At 67.1% G+C, this 25715-nt stretch carries 18 protein-coding genes; 8 read left to right on the top strand and 10 right to left on the bottom strand.

The features are described 5' to 3' along the window. Position 1 precedes the first annotated feature (1 nt). Positions 2 to 1405, top strand: a complete 1404-nt coding sequence (locus J2848_RS31990) for a sigma-54-dependent transcriptional regulator (protein WP_149234761.1) — start codon at positions 2 to 4, stop codon at positions 1403 to 1405. Between the two features lie 6 nt (positions 1406 to 1411). Here the strand turns inward: J2848_RS31990 and J2848_RS31985 are convergent, their stop codons facing one another. Then, positions 1412 to 3091, bottom strand: a complete 1680-nt coding sequence (locus J2848_RS31985; RefSeq protein WP_170307252.1) for a glycosyltransferase family 39 protein — start codon at positions 3089 to 3091, stop codon at positions 1412 to 1414. Positions 3092 to 3426: 335 nt separating this feature from the next. Here J2848_RS31985 and J2848_RS31980 point away from each other — a divergent pair, with 335 nt between their 5' ends. The 3 genes from J2848_RS31980 (at position 3427) to J2848_RS31970 (ending at position 7276) form a co-directional block, all read left to right on the top strand. Beyond that, positions 3427 to 5115, top strand: coding sequence for a methyl-accepting chemotaxis protein (locus J2848_RS31980; protein ID WP_149234759.1), 1689 nt, complete (start codon positions 3427 to 3429; stop codon positions 5113 to 5115). A gap of 89 nt (positions 5116 to 5204) precedes the next feature. Beyond that, positions 5205 to 5666: a MerR family transcriptional regulator gene (locus tag J2848_RS31975; protein WP_149234789.1), complete on the top strand. Its 462-nt coding sequence runs from the start codon at positions 5205 to 5207 to the stop codon at positions 5664 to 5666. Further along, positions 5651 to 7276: a 3-(methylthio)propionyl-CoA ligase gene (locus J2848_RS31970; protein ID WP_149234758.1), complete on the top strand. Its 1626-nt coding sequence runs from the start codon at positions 5651 to 5653 to the stop codon at positions 7274 to 7276. Before J2848_RS31975 ends, J2848_RS31970 begins: the two co-directional genes overlap by 16 nt. A 178-nt stretch (positions 7277 to 7454) precedes the next feature. Here the strand turns inward: J2848_RS31970 and glpK are convergent, their stop codons facing one another. The 9 genes from glpK to J2848_RS31925 all read right to left on the bottom strand — a co-directional run bounded on the left by glpK (position 7455) and on the right by J2848_RS31925 (position 19377). Next, positions 7455 to 8948 (bottom strand): glycerol kinase GlpK, encoded by a 1494-nt coding sequence (gene glpK / locus J2848_RS31965; RefSeq protein WP_149234757.1) that lies wholly within the window; start codon positions 8946 to 8948, stop codon positions 7455 to 7457. A 343-nt stretch (positions 8949 to 9291) separates the two neighbouring features. Continuing rightward, a complete protein-coding gene (locus tag J2848_RS31960; RefSeq protein WP_149234755.1) occupies positions 9292 to 11055 on the bottom strand; it encodes an ABC transporter substrate-binding protein in 1764 nt (587 codons plus the stop codon). A gap of 147 nt (positions 11056 to 11202) precedes the next feature. Further along, positions 11203 to 11481, bottom strand: a complete 279-nt coding sequence (locus J2848_RS31955) for a DUF2160 domain-containing protein (protein ID WP_246194362.1) — start codon at positions 11479 to 11481, stop codon at positions 11203 to 11205. A gap of 15 nt (positions 11482 to 11496) precedes the next feature. Further along, positions 11497 to 12366: a carbohydrate ABC transporter permease gene (locus tag J2848_RS31950; RefSeq protein WP_211103316.1), complete on the bottom strand. Its 870-nt coding sequence runs from the start codon at positions 12364 to 12366 to the stop codon at positions 11497 to 11499. Continuing rightward, positions 12363 to 13238 (bottom strand): carbohydrate ABC transporter permease, encoded by an 876-nt coding sequence (locus J2848_RS31945; RefSeq protein WP_149234754.1) that lies wholly within the window; start codon positions 13236 to 13238, stop codon positions 12363 to 12365. Before J2848_RS31945 ends, J2848_RS31950 begins: the two co-directional genes overlap by 4 nt. A 13-nt stretch (positions 13239 to 13251) precedes the next feature. Continuing rightward, positions 13252 to 14328, bottom strand: a complete 1077-nt coding sequence (locus J2848_RS31940) for an ABC transporter ATP-binding protein (protein ID WP_149234753.1) — start codon at positions 14326 to 14328, stop codon at positions 13252 to 13254. A gap of 13 nt (positions 14329 to 14341) precedes the next feature. Then, a complete protein-coding gene (locus J2848_RS31935) occupies positions 14342 to 15445 on the bottom strand; it encodes an ABC transporter ATP-binding protein (RefSeq protein WP_149234752.1) in 1104 nt (367 codons plus the stop codon). Continuing rightward, positions 15442 to 17013, bottom strand: a complete 1572-nt coding sequence (gene glpD, locus J2848_RS31930; protein WP_149234751.1) for a glycerol-3-phosphate dehydrogenase — start codon at positions 17011 to 17013, stop codon at positions 15442 to 15444. The genes J2848_RS31935 and glpD overlap by 4 nt, the downstream gene beginning before the upstream one ends. A 186-nt stretch (positions 17014 to 17199) precedes the next feature. Next, positions 17200 to 19377 carry a methyl-accepting chemotaxis protein gene (locus tag J2848_RS31925; RefSeq protein ID WP_149234750.1) on the bottom strand — a complete coding sequence of 726 codons (2178 nt, stop codon included), beginning with the start codon at positions 19375 to 19377 and terminating at the stop codon, positions 17200 to 17202. A gap of 349 nt (positions 19378 to 19726) precedes the next feature. Between J2848_RS31925 and J2848_RS31920 the strand changes: the two genes are divergently transcribed. The 4 genes from J2848_RS31920 to J2848_RS31905 all read left to right on the top strand — a co-directional run bounded on the left by J2848_RS31920 (position 19727) and on the right by J2848_RS31905 (position 25714). Next, complete coding sequence (locus tag J2848_RS31920; protein WP_149234749.1) at positions 19727 to 20542, top strand: DeoR family transcriptional regulator; 816 nt, start codon at positions 19727 to 19729, stop codon at positions 20540 to 20542. Between the two features lie 152 nt (positions 20543 to 20694). Next, entirely contained in the window at positions 20695 to 21750 is a 1056-nt protein-coding gene (locus J2848_RS31915; protein WP_149234748.1) for a GMP reductase, read from the top strand. Between the two features lie 128 nt (positions 21751 to 21878). Then, positions 21879 to 23753, top strand: coding sequence for an excinuclease ABC subunit UvrC (gene uvrC, locus J2848_RS31910; RefSeq protein WP_149234747.1), 1875 nt, complete (start codon positions 21879 to 21881; stop codon positions 23751 to 23753). A gap of 269 nt (positions 23754 to 24022) precedes the next feature. Continuing rightward, a complete protein-coding gene (locus tag J2848_RS31905) occupies positions 24023 to 25714 on the top strand; it encodes a methyl-accepting chemotaxis protein (protein WP_149234746.1) in 1692 nt (563 codons plus the stop codon). Position 25715 lies beyond the last annotated feature (1 nt).

Below are 25715 nucleotides of genomic sequence, written 5' to 3'. Positions count from 1 at the left end.
GATGAAGACCGATCCGCTTGCCACCCCCGTCCTGTTCCCCGTCCTGTTCATCGACGATGAGCTGGCGATGCGCGTGTCGGTGACGCAGTGGCTGCAACTGGCCGGTTTCGCCGCTCAGGGATTCGAGACGCCGCAGCCGGCGCTCGACCTGCTGTCGCCCGACTTCCCCGGCGTGCTGGTCACCGACGTGCGGATGCCGCGGATGGACGGCATGGCCGTTCTGGAACGGGCGCTGGCGCGCGACGCCGACCTGCCGGTGATCCTGGTGACCGGCCACGGCGACGTGGCGCTGGCGGTGGAGGCGATGCGGCGCGGTGCCTACGACTTCATCGAGAAGCCCTTCGAACCCGACCATCTGGTCGCCGTCATCCGCCGCGCGTCGGAGAAGCGGCGGCTGGTGCTGGAGAATCGCGGCCTGCGCCGCCGCACCTCCGGCAGCGGGATCGAGGCGCGGCTGATCGGCACCTCCCCCGCCATCGCCGAGTTGCGGCGCGACCTGATCGACCTCGCCGCCACCGGCGCCAGCGTGCTGATCCATGGCGAGACCGGGACGGGAAAGGAGCTGGTCGCCCGCTGCCTGCATGATTTCGGTCCGCGGGGTCAGAAGGGCGCCTTCGTCGCGGTGAATTGCGGCGCCATTCCCGACAGCATGGCGGAAAGCGAGCTGTTCGGGCACGAGCCGGGCGCCTTCACCGGCGCCACCCAGCGCCGCGCCGGCAAGCTGGAGCATTCCAGCGGCGGCACCCTGTTCCTGGACGAGATCGAGAGCATGCCGCTCGCCATCCAGGTCAAACTGCTGCGCGCCTTGCAGGAACGCACCATCGAACGGCTGGGCTCCAACAAGCAGGTGGCGGTCGATCTCCGGCTGGTGGCGGCGACCAAGATCGACCTGCTCGACCTCAGCGAGGAGGGGCGCTTCCGCGCCGACCTCTATTACCGGCTGAATGTCGCGGAACTGCACATCCCGCCGCTGCGGGCGCGGGCGGAGGACATTCCGCTGCTGTTCGACTATTTCGCCGCCGAGTTCGCCACCCGCCACAACCGCGAGCCGCGCCCGCTGGAGCCCGCCGACCTCGACGCCCTGCTGGCCCATGACTGGCCCGGCAATGTGCGGGAACTGCGCAATCTGGCCGAGCGCCACGTCCTGTCGGTGGGGCGCAGCAGCGTCGCCGGCCTGCTGCGCCGCCGCGCCCTTGGGAGTGGGGCCGGCGGAGAGGCAGCAGTGCCGCGCGCACTGGCCGATCAGGTCGACGCCTTCGAGAAACGGGCGATCGAACAGGCGCTGGAACGCTGCAAGGGCGACATCAAGGCGGTGATGGATTTGCTGGACATCCCGCGCCGGACCCTGAACGAGAAGATGGCCCGCCACGGCCTGGACCGCACGCGCTACCTGCCGCGGGGGTGAGGCCCGTCACCACCAATGCCGTTGCTGGCGGCCAGTGCGCAGACGGGCGACTTCGACCATTTCGGCCGGGTCCTCCGGCTTGCGCAGATCCTTCACCACCGCCAGCAGGGCGCCGTCGCGCTCGACCTCCGCCACCGTCGGGCCGGTCATCAGCGTGTCGCAATCCTCCTGCGTCGGCGCGATGAAGAAGTCGGCGCGGGTCCAGTCGGTGACCCAATGCAGGTTGGCCGGCGCCAGCTTCTCGAAGGCCAGCGGTTCGGCGCAGACGGCGACGCTGTAGGTGCGGTGACGGTGGGTGCGGGCCTCCTCCGCAGCGATCACCTCCGACAGGTCCTCCACCGCTTCCGGCAGGCTGTTGGCCCAGTAATCGACATCGTATTTGCGCACCGCGCCGGCAACCCCGCCGACCAGCTCGTTGAAATAGACATATTCGTTGGGGTGCAGTGACTCCAGAACCACCGCCTCGCGCCCCAGAACCAGCGCCAGCACAAGGCCGGCCGGCACCGCCACCGACAGACCACGTCCGCTCCGCTGCGACACGCCGAGCTTCCAGGCGCCGGCCCAGCCGATCAGCCGGTCGAGCCCGATGCCGCCCAGCACCGCCAGCGGCGGCAGCACGAACAGGAAATGGCGGATCGCCGTATAGCCGGGCGCATGGGTGACGGTGAACCAGACCACCGGGAACAGCGCCGCCAGCGCCACCAGCCCGCAGCCGACCGCGCGGGTGATCCCCTCCCCGCCCGCCTGCCGGTCCCGATGCATCGTCGCCGGCAGAACCAGCAGCCCCAGCGCCGCACCGCCCAGCATCACCAGCGGCAGCTTGATGCCCAGATACCAGACCAGATAGCTGGGCGGCACCTCGTACATCCAATATTCGGTGCCGCCCAGCAGGGTGCGGATCGGGTAATGGAAGTGCGAGAAATCGGCCAGCGCCCGCAACGGGTTCAGCGGCTCCAGCACCGCCCAGGGCCAGAAGGCCGCCATCAGCCCATAGGCGACAGGCAGAGCGGGCAGCAGGCGCAACGCTCCCCGGCCGGCGTCGCGCAGCCGGGCAAGGGATGCAACCCCCAGCAATACCCATCCCACCAGCATCGCCGCCGCATAGCCCGCCAGCAGCAGCGCCCCGACCCGGATGCCCAGCGCCAGCCCGACGACGGCGCCGAATCCCAGCGCAGTCCCCAAACGCGGCCGCGGCATCTGCCCGGTCAGCCGGACCAGCAGTCCCACCGCCGCCATCATCAGCACGGCGAAGGGAATGTCCTTGGTGTGGTTGAACAGCCCGCCATACCAGGGGCCGCACAGCGCCAGCAGCGCTCCGGCAAGGAATCCCGCCCGCGGCCCGGCCAGCCGTCGCCCCACAGCCCAAACCACCGCAATCCCGGCCACCCCGATCAGGGCGCACAGCAGGTGCCGCGTCTCATACGGATCGAAGGGCAGCAACGGGGCCAGCGCCACCGCCGCCATGTCGAACAGCCCGCCATACAAATAGAGATTCTTGTAGGAAAAGGCCGAATCGTCGGTGAAGCCGCTGCGGTACCAGTCGATCAGCTTGGCGCCATAGACATGCTGCACCTCCTCGTCGTTGGAGATGCCGTAATGCCGGAAGGTGACCGCGACCAGCACCAGCAGGGCCAGCAGGGCCACCGCCGCGGCAATGTCCCACGGCCTGCCGATCAGCCGACGCAAAAGGCTGCTCCTCCCGGTCAAGCGCCGCTCCTTCATAATCCGCCGGCAGAAAGCATCGGCGGCGGCAGCTTGTCATGTGAATTCTCTGCCATCAGCCTGGGGCTGACCGCAACCGCTGGAGGACACAGCGGAATGAAAGCCGGCGCAGGCACAAGCACTGGGTTCCGGAAAATTGGCTCAAATATTCATTTCGCGCGATGTCTGGGAGGTCATATCCCCATGCGACACCGTATCGCGGCCTCCCTGTAAGGAAATCGTTCAATATTCACGCGACAATTTCCAGCAGGACACGCTGCACGACAAGGCGACTGCAATACGCCGGAAGGTGGTGGTCAATGACCAATTCTTCTCTTTCAATTCGCGCGAAACTGCTGGTGCTGGTGGCGACCGCCAGCCTCGCCTGCATGGCGATCGCGGGCGCCGGGCTCTATCTCAGCTACAATCGCATGTACCAGGACCGCGTCGATGCGCTTCGCTTCATGGTCGAGGCGGGGCACAGCATGGCGGCCCGATTCGAAAGCGAGGTTGTGGCGGGACATTTGACCCGTGACGAGGCGCAGGCCCGCTTCAAGGAGGCCTTCCTCGCCATCCGCTACAGCGGCGACGAGTATCTCTTTGCCCACACCTACGACAATGTCGGGTTCGCGCATATGAACAAGGCGCTGATGGGCAAGGACGTCTCCGGCATCAAGGATGCGGCGGGCGTCCCGGTCATCCCGGCGCTGATCGGCATCGTGAAGAGCAAGGGGGAAGGGACTTACGCCTACGACTGGCCCCGCACCGTCGGCGGCAGCGAAACCGCGGTCAAGCTGGCCTATGTGAAGGGGTTCGAGCCCTGGCGGATCTTCATCGGCACCGGCATCTTCATCGACGACCTTTGGGCCGCCTTCCTGTCGCAGCTCTGGACTCTGATCGGCGTCATCGCGGCGCTGGCGCTGCCGGCGGTCATCCTGCTGACGCTGGTCGGACACAACATCAGCTCCACCATCCGCTCGCTGGCCGGGCGCATGCGGGCCATGGCCGATGGCGACCTGACCGTCGCCTTCCCGGAGGCCGGCCGCGGCGACGAGCTTGGCGACATGGGCCGGGCCACGCAGGTGTTCAAGGAGAACGCGCTGGCCAAGCAGCGGCTGGAAGCCGAGCAGGTTGAACAGGCCCGCTGCGCCGAAATGGAAAAGCACCGCACCATCGCCGATCTGGCCGACCGGTTCGAGCAGGCGGTGGGCGGCGTCATCCATGCCGTGGCCAGGGAGGCCGCCGGGATGGAAAGCCGGGTTGCGGAAGTGACCCAGGCGGCGGACCAGGCCGGCAGGCTGGCCAGCGATGTCGCCGTGACGACGGAGCAGACATCCTCCAACGTCCAGACCGTCGCGGCCGCCACGGAGGAGCTGAGCAGCTCGATCGGAGAGATCAGCCGGCAGGTCGGCCAGTCTTCGGACATCGCCCGCGAGGCCGCCGGCATCGCCGAGCGCGCCAACAGCAAGGTTGACGGGCTGGCCCAGGCGGTGCAGCGGATCGGCACGGTGGTCGAGCTGATCAATTCCATCGCCAGCCAGACCAATCTCCTGGCTTTGAACGCGACCATCGAGGCCGCCCGCGCCGGCGATGCCGGAAAGGGGTTCGCCGTGGTCGCGTCGGAGGTGAAGGCGCTCGCCACCCAGACGGCGAAGGCGACCGACGACATCGCCCTTCAGGTCGCCGACATCCAGTCGATCACCGGCGAAACGGTTGGCGAGTTGCAGGAGGTGGTCCGGGTCATCGGCCATATCAACGAGGTCGCCACCTCCATCGCCTCCGCGGTCGAGGAACAGGGGGCCGCCACCCGGGAGATCAGCCGCAACATCCAGCAGGCCGCCCAGAGCACCCAGACCGTCTCCGACAGCATCGGCAGCGTCAACGAGGCCGCCAGCCAGAGCGGCAAGGTGGCTTACGAAGTGCTGACCTCGGTCCGCCAACTGTCCAGCCACACCGACACGCTGAGCAGCGAGGTGGACCGCTTCCTGACCCAGGTCCGCGCCGGATGACGGACGGTCCTATCTAAAGCACACTTTAGCTCATTGACATTGACTTCACCCTGCGCCCGTGGCGAAATCGCTGGCGCAGGGGATTGGCCATGGCCGAACGAAATCGGGTGTATGGCGTGACGGAACTGGCGGCGGAGTTCGGCCTCACGCCGCAGGCGTTGCGCTACTACGAGGAAAAGGGGCTGCTGGCGCCGCAGCGGGCCGGGGGACGGAGGGTCTTCACCTACCGCGACCGCGCGCGGCTGATGCTGATCCTGAAATTCCGCCGGGTCGGCTTCTCGCTGGAGCAGATCGCCGAATATCTCGCCCATTATCGCTCTGGCCGGCCCAGCGCCGGGCAATACCACGACGGGCTCCGCAAGATCCGCGCCCGCCTCATTGAGCTTGAGCGGATGCAGTCCGAAATCGCCGAGGTGATCCTTGAACTGAAGGCGATGGAGGCCGACGCCGAGCGGCGGCTCGCCGCCTGCAAGCCTGACGAAGACCTGAAACCAAACGGCCCAGAACCAGAAGCGACCGAACCGGGAGTGAAACGATGCTGCGCGGAATGATGATGAATGGCCCCCTGCTGGTGACGTCGATCCTGCGTCACGCAGCGCTCTACCATGCCGACACCGAGATCGTGTCGCGCACCACCGAGGGGCCGATCCACCGCTACACCTATGCCGACGCCTGGGTCCGCGCCCAGAAGCTGGCGAACGCGCTGGCGGCACTCGGCATGCATCCGGGCGACCGCATCGGCACGCTGGCCTGGAACGGCTACCGCCATCTGGAATGCTATTACGGCATCGGCGGCTCGGGCATGGTCTGCCACACCATCAACCCCCGCCTGTTCCCGGAACAGATCGCCTACATCGTCAACCATGCCGAAGACCGGCTGCTGTTCACCGACCTGACCTTCGTGCCGCTGCTCGAGGGCATCGCCCACGAGCTGACCGGGCTGAAGGGCATCGTCGTGATGACCGACCGCGCCAACATGCCGGTCTCCAGCCTGCCCAACCTGCTGTGCTACGAGGATCTGCTCGCCGACCAGCCGGGCAGCTTCGACTGGCCGGAGCTGGACGAAAACACCGCCTGCGGCATGTGCTACACCTCCGGCACCACCGGCAACCCGAAGGGCGTGCTGTACAGCCACCGCTCCTCCTACCTGCACGCCATCGCCGCCTGCCTGCCGGACGTGTTCGGCCTGTCGGCGTCGGACGTGGTGCTGCCGGTGGTGCCGATGTTCCATGTCAACGCCTGGGGCGTGCCCTATGCCGCCCCGATGGTCGGCGCCAAGCTGGTCTTCCCCGGCGGCAAGCTGGACGGTGTCAGCCTGTATGAGCTGTTCGAGAGCGAGAAGGTCACCAACAGCGCCGGCGTCCCGACGGTCTGGCTCGCCCTGCTGAACTGGCTCGACGCCAACAAGAAGAAACTCACCACCATGCGCCGCATCGCCATCGGCGGCTCCGCCTGCCCGCCGGTGATGATCCAGCGCTTCCAGGAGATGGGGGTGGAGGTTCTGCACGCCTGGGGCATGACGGAGACCAGCCCCCTTGGCCTCGCCAACACGCCGAAGGGCAAGCATCGCGGGCTGGACGCCGACGCGGCGCTGGCGCTGGCCTCCAGGCAGGGCCGACCGATCTGCGGCGTGCAGTTCCGCGTGGTCGACGGGTCCGGCAACGACGTTCCGCGCGACGGAACCAGCTTCGGCCGGCTGCTGGTGCGCGGCCCGACCGTCTGTTCCGGCTATTTCGGGGTGATGGAAAGCCCGGCCCACCAGACGGTGCCGGGCTGGTTCGAGACCGGCGACGTGGTGACGATGGACGCCGACGGCTATGTCCAGATCGTCGACCGCACCAAGGACGTCATCAAGTCCGGCGGCGAGTGGATCAGTTCCATCGACCTGGAGAACATCGCCGTCGGCCATCCCGGTGTCCAGGAAGCCGCCGCCGTCGCCGTGCCCGACGAGAAATGGGGCGAACGCCCGGTGCTGGTCGTCGTCCGTAAGCCGGAGTCCGCCGTCACCCGCGAGGAACTGCTGGCGGTCTTCGACGGCAAGGTGGCGAAATGGTGCATCCCCGACGATGTCCGTTTCGTCGACAGCCTGCCCCACACCGCCACCGGCAAGCTGCTGAAGAGCGAGATCCGCCACATGCTGGCCGGCCCTGAGAGGGTATGATCGGAAAAGAAAAAGGGCCGGACGGCATAAAGCGTCCGGCCCAGTGTCCCCGCTGAACCGGCGAGGACGACGCACCCGAGGGAGGAGCGCGCAACCGAAGTCAGATTACCGGCAGGCAACCGAGGCGACTTGCCCGTCTGCGCCGGAAACTCAGCAAATTCACGCCATCGGGCGTCTCTTATCGCTCCGACCGCACCCGCGCCACGGCGTCGCGCCAGCCGCTGTAAAGGCGGTCGCGCTTGCCCTGTTCCATGCGCGGTTCGAACCGGCGTTCGCTGCGCCAGGCGTCGGACACCGACTCCAGCCCGTCGAACACGCCGACCTTCAGCGCCGCGAGGCAGGCGGCACCCAGCGCCGTGGTTTCGATCACCTTCGGGCGTTCGACCGGCATGTTCAGCAGGTCGGCCAGGAACTGGCAAAGCCAGTCGTTGGCGGCCATGCCGCCATCGATGCGCAGCGCGTTGATGGTGCCGCCCCAATCGCCGGCCATCGCCTCCATCAGGTCGCGGGTCTGGAAGGCCACCGCCTCCAGCGCGGCACGGGCGATGTGGGCGGGGCCGACGTCCAGCGTCATGCCGAAGATCGCGGCGCGGGCGGCCGAATCCCAATGCGGGGCGCCCAAGCCCACGAAGGCCGGGACGAAATAGACGCCGTGGCTGTCGGGCACACGGGTCGCCATGTCGTCGGTCTGGCTGGCATGGGTGATGATGCCGATGCCGTCGCGCAGCCATTTGATGGCGGCACCCGCCACGAAGATGGAGCCTTCCTGCGCATAGGAGGTCTTGCCGTTCAGCCGATAGGCGACGGTGGTCAGCAGCCGGTTCTTCGACACCACCGGCGTCTCGCCGGTGTTGATCAGCGCGAAGCAGCCGGTGCCATAGGTCGATTTCGCCATGCCCGGCGTCAGGCAGGCCTGCCCGAAGGCGGCCGCCTGCTGATCGCCCGCCACGCCGGCGATCGGGATCGGCCGACCGAGCAGGTCCGGTTCCGTCGCGCCGAAATCGTCGGAACTGTCCAGCACCCGCGGCAGCATGGCGCGCGGCACGCGGAACAGCGCCAGCAGCTCGTCGTCCCAATCCTGGGCATGGATGTCGAACAGCATGGTGCGCGAGGCGTTGGTCGCGTCGGTCGCATGCACCCGCCGGCCGGTCAGGTGATAGATCAGGAAGCAATCGATGGTGCCGAAGCACAGCTCGCCCCGCTCGGCCCGTGCGCGGGCACCCGGCACATGGTCGAGGATCCAGGCGATCTTGGTGGCGGAGAAATAGGCGTCGATCAGCAGGCCGGTCTTGGACCGCACCAGCTCGGCATGGCCGGCGGTCACCAGATCATGGCAGAGCGCGGCGGTGCGGCGGTCCTGCCAGACGATGGCGCGATGGATCGGCTCGCCGGTGGCGCGGTCCCACACCACGGCGGTCTCGCGCTGGTTGGTGATGCCGATGGCGGCGATGGCGGACGTATCGACCCCGGACTTCTCCACCGCTTCGCGCGCCACGGTGCGGACGTCGCGCAGGATATCGGCGGGATCATGCTCGACCCAGCCATCGCCGGGATAATGCTGGGGGAACTCCCGCCGTGCTTCGGCCAGCGGCGTCCCCCGGCCGTCGAACAGGATCGCCCGCGACGAGGTGGTGCCCTGGTCGATGGCGAGGATGTGGCCGGCCTTGGTCATGGAAGCGTTCCCCATTGTTCCGATTATCGCGCGTCTCTCCCTCTCCCCCCGCTCACGCGCAAACTTCGTTTGCGCTGACGCGACAGGCGGACCCCTGGTCCGCCGAAAGCGGGGAGAGGGGCGGGGCGAGGGGGACGCATGGCGTGACTTTTTTCAGGGAATGCGGCGTGGTTCCAACAATGGAAACCCACGCAATGCATCCCCCTCACCCTAACCCTCTCCCCAGGGGGGAGAGGGGATCTTCAGGGAAATAAAAACGGGGCGACGGCTTGCCGCCGCCCCGAGGTTACCCCCGGCCCAACCAGGACGAAGTGCCAGGAGGAGAACCGTTCTGCCGTCGCCGTTACTGGGCGCGGCCTTCCTTCCAAGCCTTCAGCAGGTCGTCATAGGCGATGGTCTGACCCTTGGGCTTCTCGTTGTCGAGCTTGGGCTTCGGGGCGCCGGGGGCGGCGAACCACTCCTTCGGATCCTTCTTCGGGTTCAGCTTGGGCGCGCAGTCGCCACCGATGTTGGCACGCTCCATGCGCGCCAGCACCTGCTCCATCTGCTCGGCCAGATTGTCCATCGCCTGCTGCGAGGTGCGCTCACCCGTCACGGCTTCGGCGATGTTCTGCCACCACAGCGGGGCCAGCTTCGGATAGTCCGGCACGTTGGTGCCGGTCGGCGTCCAGGCGACGCGGGCCGGGCTGCGGTAGAACTCGACCAGACCACCCAGCTTCGGCGCCACCTGGGTCATCGCGTCGGACTTGATGTCGCTTTCGCGGATCGGCGTCAGGCCGACCAGCGTCTTCTTCAGCGACGCGGTCTTCGACACGGTGAACTGGGCGTAGAGCCACGCGGCCTTGCGGCGTTCCAGCGGGGTGGACTTCAGCAGCGTCCAGGAACCCACGTCCTGGTAGCCGAGCTTCATGCCCTGTTCCCAGTACGGGCCATGCGGCGAGGGGGCCATGCGCCACTTCGGCGTGCCGTCGGCGTTGACCACCGGCAGGCCCGGCTTGGTCATGTCGGCAGTGAAGGCGGTGTACCAGAAGATCTGCTGGGCAACCGCACCCTGGGCCGGCACCGGACCGGCTTCGGAGAAGGTCATGCCGGCCGCTTCCGGCGGAGCGTACTTCTTCAGCCAATCGATGTACTTGTTCAGCGAATAGACGGCGGCCGGGCCGTTGGTGTCGCCACCGCGGGCGACCGAGGCACCGGCCGGGCGGCAGCCCTCGACACGGATGCCCCATTCGTCCACCGGCTTGCCGTTCGGCAGGCCCTTGTCGCCGGCACCGGCCATCGACAGCCAGGCGTCGGTGAAGCGCCAGCCGAGCGACGGGTCCTTCTTGCCGTAATCCATGTGGCCATAGACGCGGACGCCGTCGATTTCCTTCACGTCGTTGGTGAAGAAGTCGGCGATGTCCTCATAGGCCGACCAATCGAGCGGAACGCCGAGGTCATAGCCGTACTTGGCCTTGAACTTCTCCTTCAGGTCGGGACGGGCGAACCAGTCGGCGCGGAACCAGTAGAGGTTGGCGAACTGCTGGTCGGGCAGCTGGTAGAGCTTGCCGTCCGGACCCGTGGTGAAGCTGGTGCCGATGAAGTCCTTGACGTCCAGCGTCGGCAGGGTGACGTCCTTGCCCTCGCCCGTCATGAAGTCGGACAGCGGAATGGCATGGCCATAGCGGAAATGGGTACCGATCAGGTCGCTGTCGTTGATGTAGGCGTCATAGACGTTGCGGCCCGACTGCATCTGGGTCTGCAGCTTCTCGATGACGTCGCCTTCCTGGATCAGGTCGTGCTTGAGCTTGATCCCGGTCAGCTCGCTGAACAGCTTGGCCAGCGTCTTCGATTCGAACTCGTGCGTCGTCAGCGTCTCGGAGACGACGTTGATGTCCATGCCCTTGAAGGGTTCGGCCGCCTTCACGAACCACTCAAGCTCCTTCATCTGCTCTTCCTTGGAGAGCGTGGAGGGCTGGAGTTCCTCGATGATCCGCTTGGCGACGGCTTCCTGGTCCGGCGTCATGGCGGCGGACGGGCCCGCCGAGGCCATCGCCAGCAGGACGCCGATGCCACCGGCCATCACGGCCCCGGTCAGGCGACGTCGCAGAGTCTGTTGCTGAAGCATGGTTCCTCCCACTTGATCGACTTGGTGTCGGGTTGACGTTTCGTATTGCTCTTACCGGCGGAACAGCCGCTCACCTCGTCATCGGCCGCCTGGACGGCGACGACGAATTCCTTTGAAATCCGGTCCCCTCACCCGAAGCGGCCCCCCTCACCCAAAACGGATGACCAGGGCGATCCAGACCAGCGAGACCGCGAAGGCGCCCCACAGCGACAGGTCGGTCGCGGCGAGCCAGCCCAGATGGATGAAGGCGCTGCCGAGCAGGCCGATGAACAGGCGGTCGCCGCGGGTGGTGCGCATCGGCAGGAAGCCCTTGGCCTCCACCGTCGGCGACACCACCTCCCAGACCGTCATGCCGGCCAGCATCAGGGCGATGCAGAGGAAGAAGACCGCGGTCGGCGTGGTCCACGCCATCCATTCCATATCCATGACGCGGGGCCTCCCTCAGACCCGGCCCAGGGCGAAGCCCTTGGCGATGTAGTTGCGGACGAACCAGATCACCAGCGCGCCCGGCAGGATGGTCAGCACGCCGGCGGCGGCCAGCAGACCCCAGTCCATGCCCGACGCGCTGACGGTGCGGGTCATGGTGGCGGCGATCGGCTTGGCGTCGACCGAGGTCAGCGTGCGGGCCAGCAGAAGCTCGACCCAGCTGAACATGAAGCAGAAGAAGGCGGTGACGCCGACGCCGGCCCGGATCATCGGCAGGAACACCGTGCCGAAGAAGCGCGGGAAGCTGTAGCCGTCGATGTAGGCCATCTCGTCGATCTCGCGCGGCACGCCGGACATGAAGCCTTCCAGGATCCAGACCGCCAGCGGCACGTTGAACAGGCAGTGGGCCAGCGCCACGGCGATGTGGGTGTCGAACAGCCCGACCGTCTGGTAGAGCTGGAAGAAGGGCAGCAGGAACACGGCCGGCGGCGCCATCTTGTTGGTCAGCAGCCAGAAGAAGACGTGCTTGTCGCCGATGAAGCGGTAGCGCGAGAAGGCGTAGGCCGCCGGCAGCGCCACCGTCAGCGAGATGACGGTGTTCAGCGTTACGTAATAGATCGAGTTGATGTAGCCGCTGTACCAGCTGGGATCGGTGAAGATGACGGCATAGTTGCGCAGCGTCGGATTGTGCGGATACAGCGTCAGGCCCGACAGGATCTCCTCGTTCGTCTTGAAGGACATGTTGACCATCCAGTAGATGGGCAGCATGAGGAAGACGATGTAGCAGACCAGAACGATGGTCCTGTTGGACACCCGCGCGGTGGAGCGGCGGACATTTGCCGGCGCAGCCAGCGAACCGGGAGCGAGAACCGCGGCCTTGCTCATTTCTTCTCTCCCTCGCCGGTGCGGGTGATGATGGTGTAGAAGATGAAGCTGAACAGCAGCACGATCAGGAAGTAGACGATGGAGAAGGCCGCGGCCTTGCCGATGTCGAACTGACCCACCGCCATCTGCGTCAGATACTGGCTGAGGAAGGTGGTGGAGTTGCCGGGACCGCCGCCGGTCAGCACGAAGGGCTCGGTGTAGATCATGAAGCTGTCCATGAAGCGCAGCAGCACCGCGATGATCAGGACGCCACGCATCTTCGGCAGCTGGATGTAGCGGAACACCGCCCATTTCGACGCGCCGTCGATCTTCGCCGCCTGATAGAAGGCCGGTGGGATCGACTGGAGGCCGGCGTAGCACAGCAGTGCCACCAGGCTGGTCCAGTGCCAGACGTCCATCACCAGCACGGTGATCCAGGCATGGGCCGAGTTGTTGGTGTAGTTGTAATCGATGCCGATGGCGCGGAAGGTGGCGCCGAGCAGGCCGATGTCGCCGCGGCCGAAGATCTGCCAGATGGTGCCGACCACGTTGAACGGGATCAGCAGCGGCAGGGCCAGCAGCACCAGCGTCAGCGACGTCTTAGCGCTGCGACCGCCGGGCATGCCGAGCGCGATCAGGATGCCCAAGGGGATCTCGATCAGCAGCACCGCCAGCGAATAGATGATCTGGCGGACCAGCGCGTCGTGCAGCCGGTCGTCCTTCAGCACCGCCTCGAACCATTCGGTACCGACGAAAAAGGTCTGGCCGGGGCCGAAGATCTCCTGCACCGAATAATTGACCACCGTCATCAGCGGCACCACGGCGCTGAAGGCGACGATCAGAAAGACCGGGATGATCAGGAACCAAGCCCGGTTGTCCTGGACCTTATCCATGGCTATGGCTCCTTCAACCAACCAGATGACTGTCGCGGTAGAGCTTGGTCCACCGGGTGGGGAAACGGATGGCGGCGTCAAGCGCCGGGATTTCCTGTTCCTCGCTCAGCCGGGCCTTCAGCGTCTGGCTGCCCAGCCGCACCGTCGCCAGCTTGGAGGTGCCGAGATCGTCGACCCCGGTGACCTGCACCGGAATGGCGCCGGCACTGCCGCTGCGCGTCAGCTCCAGGAATTCCGGCCGGATGCCCAGCTCGAACTTGCCGCCCACGGTGGGCACGGCGCGGTCGGGCAGCGGGATGGCGATGCCGTCGACCAGCGCATGGTCGTTGCCCAGCGTGCAGGGCATCAGGTTGATGCCGGGGCTGCCGATGAAATAGCCGACGAAGGTGTGCTCGGGGTTCTCGAACAGCTCCTGCGGGGTACCGAGCTGGACCATGGCGCCTTCATACATCACCGCGACCTTGTCGGCGAAGGTCAGCGCCTCCACCTGGTCGTGGGTCACATAGATCATGGTCAGGCGGTATTCCTCATGGATCTGGCGCAGCTTGCGGCGCAGGATCCACTTGGTGTGCGGGTCGATGACGGTCAGCGGCTCGTCGAACAGGATGGCCGCCACATCCGACCGCACCAGACCGCGGCCCATGGAGATCTTCTGCTTGGCGTCCGGCGTCAGCCGCTGGGCCCGCTTCTTCAGGTCGGCGGTCAGGTCCAGCGCCTCGGCGACCTGCCGCACGCGGCGGTCGACGTCCGCCTCCGGAACCTTGCGGTTGCGCAGCGGGAAGGCCAGGTTCTCGTACACCGTCATGGTGTCGTAGATGACCGGGAACTGGAACACCTGGGCGATGTTGCGCTCTTCCGGCGTGCAGCGGGTCACGTCCAGCCCGTCGAACAGCACCCGCCCCTCGCTGGGCACCAGCAGGCCGGAGATGATGTTCAGCAGCGTGGACTTGCCGCAGCCCGACGGCCCCAGCAGCGCATAGGCCTTGCCGTCCTCCCATTCCTGCGACAGGCGGCGGAGCGCGTAGTCCTCAGGCTTGCTGGGGTGCGGGTGATAGGAGTGGCCGAGATTGTCGAATTGGATGGTCGCCATCGCTCCCGCCCCCTTAAGCGATGTTGCGCAGCGCGCCGCGCCGCCAGTTGGGTGCCGCCACCAGCTGCCCGGCGGTGGAGAAGACGAAGATGCGGTCCGGATCGGCATAGACCTGGATGTCGCTGCCGATCGGGTGGCTGTGCACCCCCTCCTCCCGTGCGACCAGCGTGGTGTCGCCGTGGCGCAGATGGACGAAGGTCTCCGACCCGCTGATCTCCGACAGGGCAACCTTGCCCTTGACCGGCACCAGCCGCTCACTGCGCCGCAGCACCGTCAGGTGATTGGCGCGGATGCCGACCTTGCAGGGGCCGGCCGGCAGATTGCGGTCATGGGCCGACAGCGGCAGGCTGGTACCGTCCGACAGGGCGACACGGTCGTTGGTCAGGATCGCGTCGACCACGTTCATCGGCGGGTCGCTGAACACCTGGGCGCATTCCAGCGAGGCCGGCGTGTGGAACACGTCGCCGGTCGCCCCGGTCTGCAGCATCCGCCCCTCATGCAGCACCGTGACGTTGCCGCCGAGGATCAGCGCCTCCTGCGGTTCGGTGGTGGCGTAGACGACGGTGGTCTTGCCATCCGCGAAGATGTCGCGCAGTTCGGCGCGCAGTTCCTCGCGCAGCTTGTAGTCCAGGTTGACCAGCGGCTCGTCCAGCAGGAGCAGGCCGGCGCCCTTCACCAGGGCGCGGGCGATGGCGCAGCGCTGCTGCTGGCCGCCCGACAGCTCGGCCGGAAGCCGGTCCAGATAGGGTTCGATCCGCAGCATGGCGGCGGTCCGGCGCACCTTGGCGTCGATCTCCGCCTTGTCCTTGCCCTGGCGGCGCAGCGGCGAGGCGATGTTGTCGTACACCGTCATCGCCGGATAGTTGATGAACTGCTGATAGACCATCGCCACGTCGCGATGGCGCACCGATTTGCCGGTCACGTCCTTGCCGTTCTCCAGCACGCGCCCGGCGGTCGGCGCATCCAGCCCGGCCATCAGCCGCATCAGCGTCGTCTTGCCGGCCAGCGTCCGCCCCAGCAGGACGTTGAAGCTGCCGGGTTGCAGCTCCAAGGACAGGGGATGGAGATGCTGCTCGGCGCCAACGCGCTTCGCCACGCCTTCCAGTGTGAGTGTCACCGCATTCCTCCCATCGACCGCAGAGAAGAGGCGTTTTCGCCCGTGTCCCTGTTGGCCGTAGCTTCGCGGCGGCGGTCGAACCAGCCGCCGATGGCCTCCCGGACATTTGCGTCCAGGTGCAGCCCAAGTTTGGAGCGCCGCCACAGGAAGTCATCGCCGGTCATGGCGAACTCCTCCCGCGCGGCATAGTCGAGTTCGGCCTCGTAGACGCCGCCCCCGAAATCGATGCCGAGATCGCCCAGCCCCTTGGCGTCGCCCAGCAGCCGCTCCACCCGCGTGCCGTAGGCCCGCGCCAGCCGAAGGGCGAGCGCGTCGGGCAGCCACGGGCGGCTGCGCTTCAGCCCGGCCAGGAAGCCGGCGAAATCGGCGTTGGCGATGTCGCCGCCGGGAAGCGCCACGTCGGCGGTCCAGGTGACGCCGCCCTTGCCGAGCGCCTTGCCCAGCTTCTCCGTCGCCTCCTCCGCCAGCCGGCGGAAGGTGGTGATCTTGCCGCCGAAGATCGACAGCATCGGCGCATCGCCGGCCGGCTCGTCCATTTCCAGCACATAATCGCGGGTGACGGCCGAGGCGTTGCCGCTGGCATCGTCGAACAGCGGCCGGACGCCGCTGTAGGTCCACACCACGTCGCTCTCGCGCACCGGCTTGGCGAAGTAGCGCGACACCGCCCGGCACAGATAGGCGATTTCCTCCGGACTGATCGCCACCGCGCCGGGATCGCCCGAATAATCGAGGTCGGTGGTGCCGATCAGGGTGAAATCGCGCTCGTACGGGATGGCGAAGACGATACGGCGGTCGTCGTTCTGGAAGATGTAGGCGTGGTCGCCTTCGAACATCTTCGGCACGACGATGTGGCTGCCCTTGACCAGCCGCACCGACTTGTCGACGGTGACGCCGGTGCGCTTGGCGATCATTTCGCGCACCCAGGGGCCGGCGGCATTCACCAGCGCGCGGGCGCGGATGTTGCGGGTGGCGCCGGTGTACACGTCGACCAGCGTCGCTTCCCACAGCCCATCGCGCCGTTCGGCCTTTTCGCAGCGGGTGCGGGTCAGGATCTCCGCCCCACGGGCCTTGGCGTCCATCGCGTTCAGCACGACCAGCCGGCTGTCCTCCACCCAGCAGTCCGAATATTCGAACGCCTTGGTGAAGCCGCCCGCCAGCGGCTTTCCGGCCGGCGCGCTGGTCAGGTCGACGCCGTGCGAACCCGGCAGTAGCTTGCGCTTTCCCAGATGATCGTAAAGGAACAGGCCGATGCGCACCATCCAGGCCGGGCGCTGGTTGTGGTCATGCGGCAGGACGAAGCGCAGCGGCCAGATGATGTGCGGGGCGGCGCGCAGCAGCACCTCGCGCTCCTGCAACGCCTCGCGCACCAGACGGAATTCGTAATATTCGAGATAGCGCAGGCCGCCGTGGATCAGCTTGGTGCTGGCCGACGAGGTGGCGCCCGCAAGGTCGCCCTGTTCGCACAGCACCACCGACATCCCGCGCCCGACCGCGTCACGGGCGATACCCGCCCCGTTCACGCCGCCGCCGACGATCAGAAGGTCGGTAACCGCGGACTCGTTTGCCATGGGTTCCTCTCCGTACCGCGGCGGTTCCTTGCGAACCCGGCCGCTTTCGTTTCGGAACATAGAATGTTCGTTCGCGTTTGAAAAGGAAAATGTTTGTTCAACGGACCATGTTTCTGAGGCTACGCCGGATCGAGCATCTTTCCTATCGGAAATATGGCTGATCCGGCATCGCCTGTGCGAAAGCGCTCACGCGGCGCGGATGCGACCGAGCAGACGGTCGATATCCTCGCTCAGGCTTTCGGACCGTTGCGAAAGCGCACGGGTGGCGTCCACCACCTGGGTGGCGGCGCTGCCGGTGCGGTTCACCGCGTCGTCCACCGACACCACCGTGTCGGCGATGCTCTGCACCGCGTCGGAGGCGTGGTTGATGCTGCGGGCGATCTCGTCGGTGGCGGCGGACTGCTCCTCCACCGCGGCGGCGACCATGGCGGTGATCTCGTCGATGCGGCCGATGGTGCGGCCGATGTCGTCGATGGCCGACACGGCGCCCTGTGCCGTCGTGCGCACCGCCTGGACCTGCTGGGCGATCTCCTCCGTCGCCCTGGCGGTCTGGCCGGCGAGGCTGCGGACCTCCTCGGCCACCACGGCGAAGCCGCGCCCGGCCTCCCCCGCCCGTGCCGCCTCGATGGTGGCATTGAGCGCCAGCAGGTTGGTCTGGCCGGCGATGGCGTTGATCATGCCGACCACGTCGCCGATCTTCTGGGCGGCGGTGGCCAGCGCCACCATCAGCTCGTTGGTGCTGCGCGCCTCCGCCACCGCGCTGCGGGCGATCTGGCTGGAATCCCCGACCCGCCGGGTGATCTCGCCGATGGAGGCGGAGAGCTGGCTGGCGGTGGCGGCCACCGTCTGGACATTGGTCGCGGTGTCGGCGACCGCCGACCGCACGTCGGTCATCCGGCGGCAGGTCTGCTCGGCGGTGGCGGACATGCCCTCCGACGCTTCGCGCATGTCGGCCGAGGCGGCGGAGATATGGCGGGAGGCCTCCTTCACGCTGGCCTCGATGCTGGCGGTGATGGACTGGATGGTACGCGACCGCTCGGCATCGGCAGCCTGCTTCAGCGCGTCCTGTTCCTCCTGCAGCCGGGCGATCTCGGCGCTCTTGTCGCGGAAGACACCGACGATCCCCGCCATCTCGGCGATCTCGTCACGTCCGCCGACCGCGGCATCGACCACCAGATCGCCGCCGGCAACCGCCCGCATGGCGTCGATCACCCGCAGCAGCCGTCGGGTCAGCCGGTTGCGCACATAGAACCAGGCGACCAGCAGGCTCGACAGCACCACGACCGCGGCGGCTCCGCCCTGGACGGCGACCGCCCCGGAGATCGCCGTCTCGGTGCGCGTCACGTCGGCGTCGGTGCGCTCCTGCTGGTGGGCGACCACCGTGTCGATGGTGCCGTTCAGCTCGGTGGTCAGCCGCACCGTCTCGGCCAGCGCGCTTTCGATGTCGGCGGTGATGCGCGCCTGGTCGTCGCGCAGGCGGAAGACGCTGCCGGCGCCGCCACCGAAGGCGGCCAGCCCGTCGCGCGCCTTGACCAGCGACGGCCGGTCCTGGCTGTCCTTCGGCAGGGCGCCGATGGCGTTGTCGACGCGCAGCAGCGCCCAATTGTACTTCGACCGGATGTTGTTCAGCGTCGCTCCATAGGGCACGCTGGAGGCGGCGGCGATCATGCCGAAGGCGAGGTTGCCGTTCGCCTGCACGTTCATCAACTGGGTGATGACCGGCAGTTCCTCCTGCGCCAATCGGCGGCCCAACCCGGTGGCGGTATCGACCGCCTGCGCGGCGGCCAGATCGCCCACCACATTGTTGACCGACAGGGTCGACACCTCCACCAGCGGCGCCACCAGTTCGGTGAAGTCCTCGTGCGCCATCACCGCGTCGGCGACCAGGATGTTGAGCTTCTCCTCCAGGGCCAGCCGTTCGGCCGTGCGCTTGCCCAGCGTGTCCAGTGCCGCACCCATGCGCTCCGCCAGCCCGGCGACCGCGTCGGCGTCCGCCGCCATGTCGCCCGATCCTCCGCCGGCCTGAGTCCGCATCGCCGAGATCCGGTCGCGCAACCCCGCCAGCCGCCTGGTCAGGCCGTCCATCCGCTCCGTCAGCTCCGCCGCATCGCGCGATGCGGCAACCGCCGGCGCGTCGGCGGCGATCGCCGTGCTGTCCTTCGCCAGATTGAGCGAGCGGACGATGGCCGGCACGCTGCTGCGCCCGATCTGATCCATCGACCGCCCGGTCTCGGTCAGCGACCACCACGCCATGACGCTGGCGAAGGCCGCCAGCATCGCCACCCCGCCGAAAGCCAGGAACAGCCGCCCCTGAATGCCGAGCCGAATGCCGCGCCGCTCCCCCGTTGGCGTCAGTCGCGTCATATTCCTCTCCTATACGTCATATTTTTGTCGGCAGAGCGGACCGTTCAGCATCACGACGAGCTTGAAGGATGGCGGCGGCAACCGTCAGTCGCGGTAAACCCTTATGGGGCGGATATCTGAACCGCGCACGTCAATTCATAGCATGCGCGTTTGTTTTCGTAAAGAAACATGCTTGTGTTGCGAACAATATCGAGCGTACATATCGACCGCACCGTCCCGCAGGTCCGCCGGGCGGCCCGAACGCCCGGTTCGCCTGGATCGAAGCCGCCTGGACCGCGGGTTTTCACATTGGCCCATTTCGCGCATCTGATTCACTGACGCCCCATTACAGACCGGAGACAGCCCCTCGATGGATGCGCGCCTGGACGCCGAACGCCGCCAGCAGGAAATCGTGGCCCTGGTCCATGCCAGGGGCATGGTGCAGATCCAATGGCTGGCCGAGCATTTCGACGTCACCCCGCAGACCATCCGCCGCGACATCGAATATCTGGCCGGCCAGTCCGCCGTCCGGCGCTTCCGCGGTGGCGTCACCGTGCCGTCCAGCGTGGAGAACATCGCCTATTCGACCCGCCAGACCCTGATGGCGGAGGAAAAGCGCCGCATCGCCGAACTGGTCGCGCGCCATGTGCCGGAGGACGCCTCGCTGTTCCTCAACATCGGCACGACGACGGAGGCGGTGGCCCAGGCCCTGCTCGGCCACAAGCGGCTGCGGGTGCTGACCAACAACCTGAACGTCGCCACCATCCTGCACAAGAACACCAACTTCGCCCTGTCCATCGCCGGCGGCCTGGTGCGCGAACGCGACGGCGGCATCATCGGCGAGGCGACGGTGGAGTTCATCCGCCGCTACAAGGTCGATATCGGCATCATCGGCATCAGCGGCATCGATTCCGAAGGCGACCTGCTGGATTACGACGAGCAGGAGGTCCGCGTCGCCCGCGCCATCATCGAAAGCTCGCGCCGGGTCTTCCTGGTCACCGACCATACCAAGTTCGGCCGCAACGCCATGATCCGCATGGCCGACGTCCGCGTGCTCGACGCGCTCTTCACCGACCGCCTGCCACCGCCGGAACTGATGGAGGTGCTGGGCAATGCCGACTGCCAAGTCCATGTCGCCGACGGCAGCGAGACGGCCAACGGCGACGGCGAGGACGCCGAGGACTGACGGGATACCCCCGTTTCGGCGAAACAGCTTCAAACGCAGCACCTCCCCCCACCGCCCCGATGCCGCTTGCCGAAGCGGGGCATCGCCTCCACTCTGTGTTGTTGGGCCTTGTGAAATCGGTTGGCCCGGCAAACAGATGGGACAGGTGTGCGGTGATCATCGAAAGCGATCTCAAGCTCGACTTCAAGGATGTGCTGATCCGGCCGAAACGCAGCACGCTGCAAAGCCGCAACGACGTGGACGTCAACCGGACCTTCACCTTCCTGCACACCCAGCGCGACTGGACCGGCTTCCCGCTGATCGCCGCCAACATGGACGTTACCGGCAGCATGGGCATGGCCCGCGCGCTGTCGCGTTTCGGCGCCATGACCGCCCTGCACAAGCACTACAAGGCGGACGAGCTGGCCGCCTTCTTCCGGGCGGAGGCGGAGTCCGCCATTCTGTCCAACGTCTTCTACTCGATGGGCATCGCCGAGGCCGACCATGACAAGTTCCAGGCGGTGAAGGCCAAGGCGCCGGTGGGGAAGATCTGCCTGGATGTCGCCAACGGCTATACCGAGCGTTTCGTCGAGGTGATCGCCCGCCTGCGCGAGGAGAATCCGGACACCGTCATCATGGCCGGCAACGTCGTCACCGGCGACATGACGGAGGCGCTGCTGCTGGCCGGCGCCGACATCGTCAAGGTCGGCATCGGGCCGGGGTCGGTCTGCACCACCCGCAAGATGACCGGCGTCGGCTATCCCCAGCTGTCGGCCATCATCGAATGCGCCGACGCCGCCCACGGGCTGAAGGGGCAGGTCTGCGGTGACGGCGGCTGCACCGTTCCCGGCGACATCTCCAAGGCCTACGGCGCCGGCGCCGACTTCGTCATGCTCGGCGGCATGCTGGCCGGCCATGACGAGTGCGAGGGCGAGATCCGCTACGAGGACCGCGACGGCAACCGGGTGCCGGTCGCCATGACCTTCTACGGCATGTCGTCGGACACGGCGATGCACAAATATTCCGGCGGCGTCGCCTCCTACCGCGCCTCGGAAGGCAAGACGGTGGAGGTCCCCTACCGCGGACCGGTGGAGAACACGATGCAGGAGATCATGGGCGGCGTGCGCAGCATGATGACCTACATCGGCGCCACCCGGCTGAAGGAGGTGCCGAAACGCACCACCTTCGTCCGCGTCGGCGCCCAGCTGAACACCGTGTTCGGGGGCTGATCCCTACCGGCACCCCGCCAGAATCGTATTACCGATTATCGCGTCATCCGATTCTTGTCTCTTGGTCCCGTTCCGTTCTACTGCTTGGGTAAGCGGCGAATCGGATCTTTACGGGAACGAGAGTGCTTATGGACGGGGTGCCCGGCAGCGGAGCGGACGTGATCCGTGCCCAGTTGCCGACCCTTCCGGACACGCCCGGCGTCTATCGGATGCTGGCGGCCGACGGGTCGGTCCTTTATGTCGGCAAGGCGAAGAACCTGAAGCGCCGGGTGGCCAGCTACACCCGGACCGACGGGCTGCCCAACCGCACCCGGCGGATGGTGGCGCTGACCCGTTCCATGGAGTTCGTTACCACCCACACCGAGGCCGAGGCGCTTCTGCTGGAAGCGAACCTGATCCGCAGCCTGCTGCCGCCCTTCAACATCCTGGTGAAGGACGACCGGTCCTTCTCCTACATCGTCATCGGCAAAGGGCATGACTTCCCCCGCCTGATGCAGCATCGCGGCAGCGCCGAGCGGCGGGGAACGTCAGGCAAGGGCAACCGCCGCGATTCCGACCTGTTCGGCCCCTATGCCTCGCCGCATCTGGTCGGCATGACCATCGCCGCCCTGCAACGCGCCTTCCTGCTGCGCAGCTGCGACGACGGCGTCTTCGCCTCGCGCACCCGACCCTGCCTGCAACACCAGATCAAGCGCTGCTCCGCCCCCTGCGTCGGCCGCGTCGACGAGGAGGAATATGCCGCCCAGGTCCAGGGCGTGCGCGACGTGCTGTCCGGCCGCAGCGCCGAGGTGCAGGCAGAGTTCGCCCGCCACATGCTCGACAGCTCCGACCGGCTGGAATATGAGGACGCCGCCCGCTGGCGCGACCGCATCCGCGCCCTGACCGCCCTGCAAAGCCGCCAGGACATCAATCTGGAGGACACGCTGGGCGATGCCGACGTGCTGGCCCTGCACCGCGAGGGCGGTGCGGCCTGCGTCCAGGCCTTCTTCTTCCGCGGCGGCCGCAACCAGGGCACCCGCGCCTTCTTCCCGCGCGTCGATGCGGAAGAGGAGCCCGGCGACATCCTGGCCGCCTTCGCCGCCCAGCTCTATGCCGACACCCCGCCGCCGGGCCTGCTGCTGCTGAGCGACCCGGTGGAGTCGGGGGAGCTGCTGGAGGAAGCGCTGAGCCTGTCGGCCGGCGGGCACGTTTCCGTCGAATGCCCCAAGCGCGGGCCGAAGCGCCGGGCCGTCGAGCATGCGCAAACCAACGCCCGCGACGCCCTCGGCCGGCGCCTTGCCGAGCGCTCCACCCAGGCGACGTTGCTGGAGGGGGTGGCGCGCGTCTTCGGCCTGCCCGCCGCCCCGCGCCGCATCGAGATCTACGACACCTCGCACATCCAGGGGGCTTTTCCGGTCGGCGCCATGGTGGTCGCCGGGCCGGAGGGGTTCCAGCGCAATGCCTACCGCCGCTTCTACATCCGCGATCCCGACGCCGCCGGCGACGATTACGCCATGCTGCGCGAGACCTTCACGCGCCGCTTCCACCGCAGCAGCGAGGCCGGCCGCGATTCCGGGCAATGGCCCGATTTGGTCCTGATCGATGGCGGCCTCGGCCAGTTGAACGCGGTGAAGGACGAACTGGCGATGCTGCAGATCACCGACATTCCGCTGGTCGCCATCGCCAAGGGTCCGGATCGCAATGCCGGGCGGGAGCGTTTCTTCCGCCCCGGCCAGCCGCCGCTGACGCTGGCGCCCAACGACCCGGTGCTGCATTTCCTGCAAAGGCTGCGCGACGAGGCCCACCGCACCGCCATCGACAGCCACCGCGCCCGACGCATGAAGGCGATGTCGAACAGCCGCATCGACGGCATTCCCGGCATCGGCCCGGCCCGCAAGAAGGCGCTTCTCCATCATTTCGGCAGCGCCACCGCGGTTGCCTCCGCCGGCCTGAAAGATTTGGAGGCGGCCCCCGGCATCAGCGAGGCCATTGCGAGAAAGCTCTATGAACACTTCCATGGATGAGCAGCACGCGGCCGGCAAAACACCATCGTGAAACGCGCAAGCATCGTGGGATCTACAAGCAGTGGCGGTGTAACGATTCTGTAATTTTCTATTGCAAGGCCTGGGTTCAGGCAAACATCGGCCCGCTCATTTAAGAAAATTAAACAATATTGTGGTCGGATAATGTTTCGGCGGGTGTTTCGGATTGCTGCTCCGCATCCACCCGCCTCTTCCACATCACGCTCTGTGCAAACCGCCCCCTGCTCAGCTCCCAATCGAGGTGAAGAACCATGCTGGCCGACTGGCACATTCAAACCAAGACGGCCACCGCCGCCGCCGTCGTCGGGCTCTTCTCCGTTGTAACGGCTGCGGCCGGCTTCTATGCACTGGACCGCACTGAAAAGGCCGTCGGCGATCTGGTCCGCACCCAGAAGGAACAGCTCGACGCCTTCGACATGCGCATCGACATCATCGCGCTGAGCCGGATGGAGTATGAGCTGGGCAACGACCCGGCCCAGGCCGCCAACTTCACCGGGCAGGCCGACAAGCGCATCGCCGAGTTGAAGGACCGGCTGACATCGCTGGGCTCCCGGTCCGACCGCGACCAGATGACGAAGATCGACGCGATCCGCTCCGGCTTCGGCGGCTATGAGAAGAACGTCCGCGCCATGCTCGACACCGCGAAGACGGCGGCGGCCAAGGGCGGCGACGAAGGGCGCGGGTTGGTGTTGGGCGGCCTGAAGGCCAGCCGCGATGGACAGATGGTTCTGACCGACGCGGTGAAGGCCTACAACACCGACGTGTCGAAGCGCACCGCGGCCGCCGTGCAGGAGGCGCAGACGCTGGCGGAAACGATGAAGATCACGCTGGCGGTGGCGGCGGCGCTGGCGCTCGCCGTCGGCCTGCTGATCTCCATCATGATCTCGCGCGCCGGACTGGTGCTGCCGCTCCGCGCCCTGATCGAGGAGGTCCGGCGGATGGCCGGCGGCGCGCTTGACAAGAGTGTGGAGGGCATCGGCCGCAAGGACGAGATCGGTGAGCTCGCCCGCTCGGTGGAGGGCTTCCGCCAGGATCTGGTCAAGGGCCGTGAGGTGCAAGCCGAGGTCGACCGCCAGCGCGAACAGGCGCTCGCCGTCGCCGACCGCCGCGAAGGGCTGCTGCGCGCCTTCGACAGCGCCATCTCCGGCATCCTGCGCGGCGTCGCCTCCGCCGCGACCGAATTGGAAAATACCGCCCGCAGCATGAGCGGCATCGCCCAGAAATCCATGCAGCAGGCCACCAGCTCCGCCGCCGCATCGGAGGAAACCTCCTCCAACGTCCAGGCGGTCGCCGCCGCGACGGAGGAGATGAACGCCTCCATCGCCGAGATCGCCCGTCAGGTCAACCAGAGCACCGACGTGGCCGGTGCGGCGATGCGCGAGGCCGAGCAGACCAACGCCGTCGTCGGCGATCTCGCCCAGACCGCCCAGCGCATCGGCGAGGTGGTGCAGTTGATCAACGACATCGCCAGCCAGACCAACCTGCTGGCCCTGAACGCCACCATCGAGGCGGCGCGCGCCGGCGAGGCCGGCAAGGGTTTCGCCGTCGTCGCGAGCGAGGTGAAGAGCCTCGCCAGCCAGACCGCCCGCGCCACCGAGGAGATCTCCGCCCAGATCCAGGCGATGCAGACGGTGACCGGCACGGCGGTGACGGCGATCAAGGGCATCGGCGTCACCATCGCCCGCATGAACGAGATCGCCACCGCCATTTCCGGGGCCATCACCGAACAGAACGCGACGACGGAGGAGATCAGCCGCGCCATCCAGCAGGCCTCCCACGCCACCGCCAGCGTGTCGGCCAGCCTGTCGGAACTGACGGAGGTCGCGGCACAGACCGGGGATGCCGGCAATCAGGTGCTGTCCGCCGCCCGTGACCTGTCCCGGCAGTCGGAAGCGATGCACAACGAGGTGGAAGGCTTCCTCTCGCACATCCGCGCCGGATGAG

This window comes from Azospirillum lipoferum, assembly GCF_024170005.1.
Lineage (GTDB): Bacteria > Pseudomonadota > Alphaproteobacteria > Azospirillales > Azospirillaceae > Azospirillum > Azospirillum lipoferum.
Note: the sequence above shows the minus strand (reverse complement) of the source record. Positions and strands in the feature narration are given on the sequence as shown.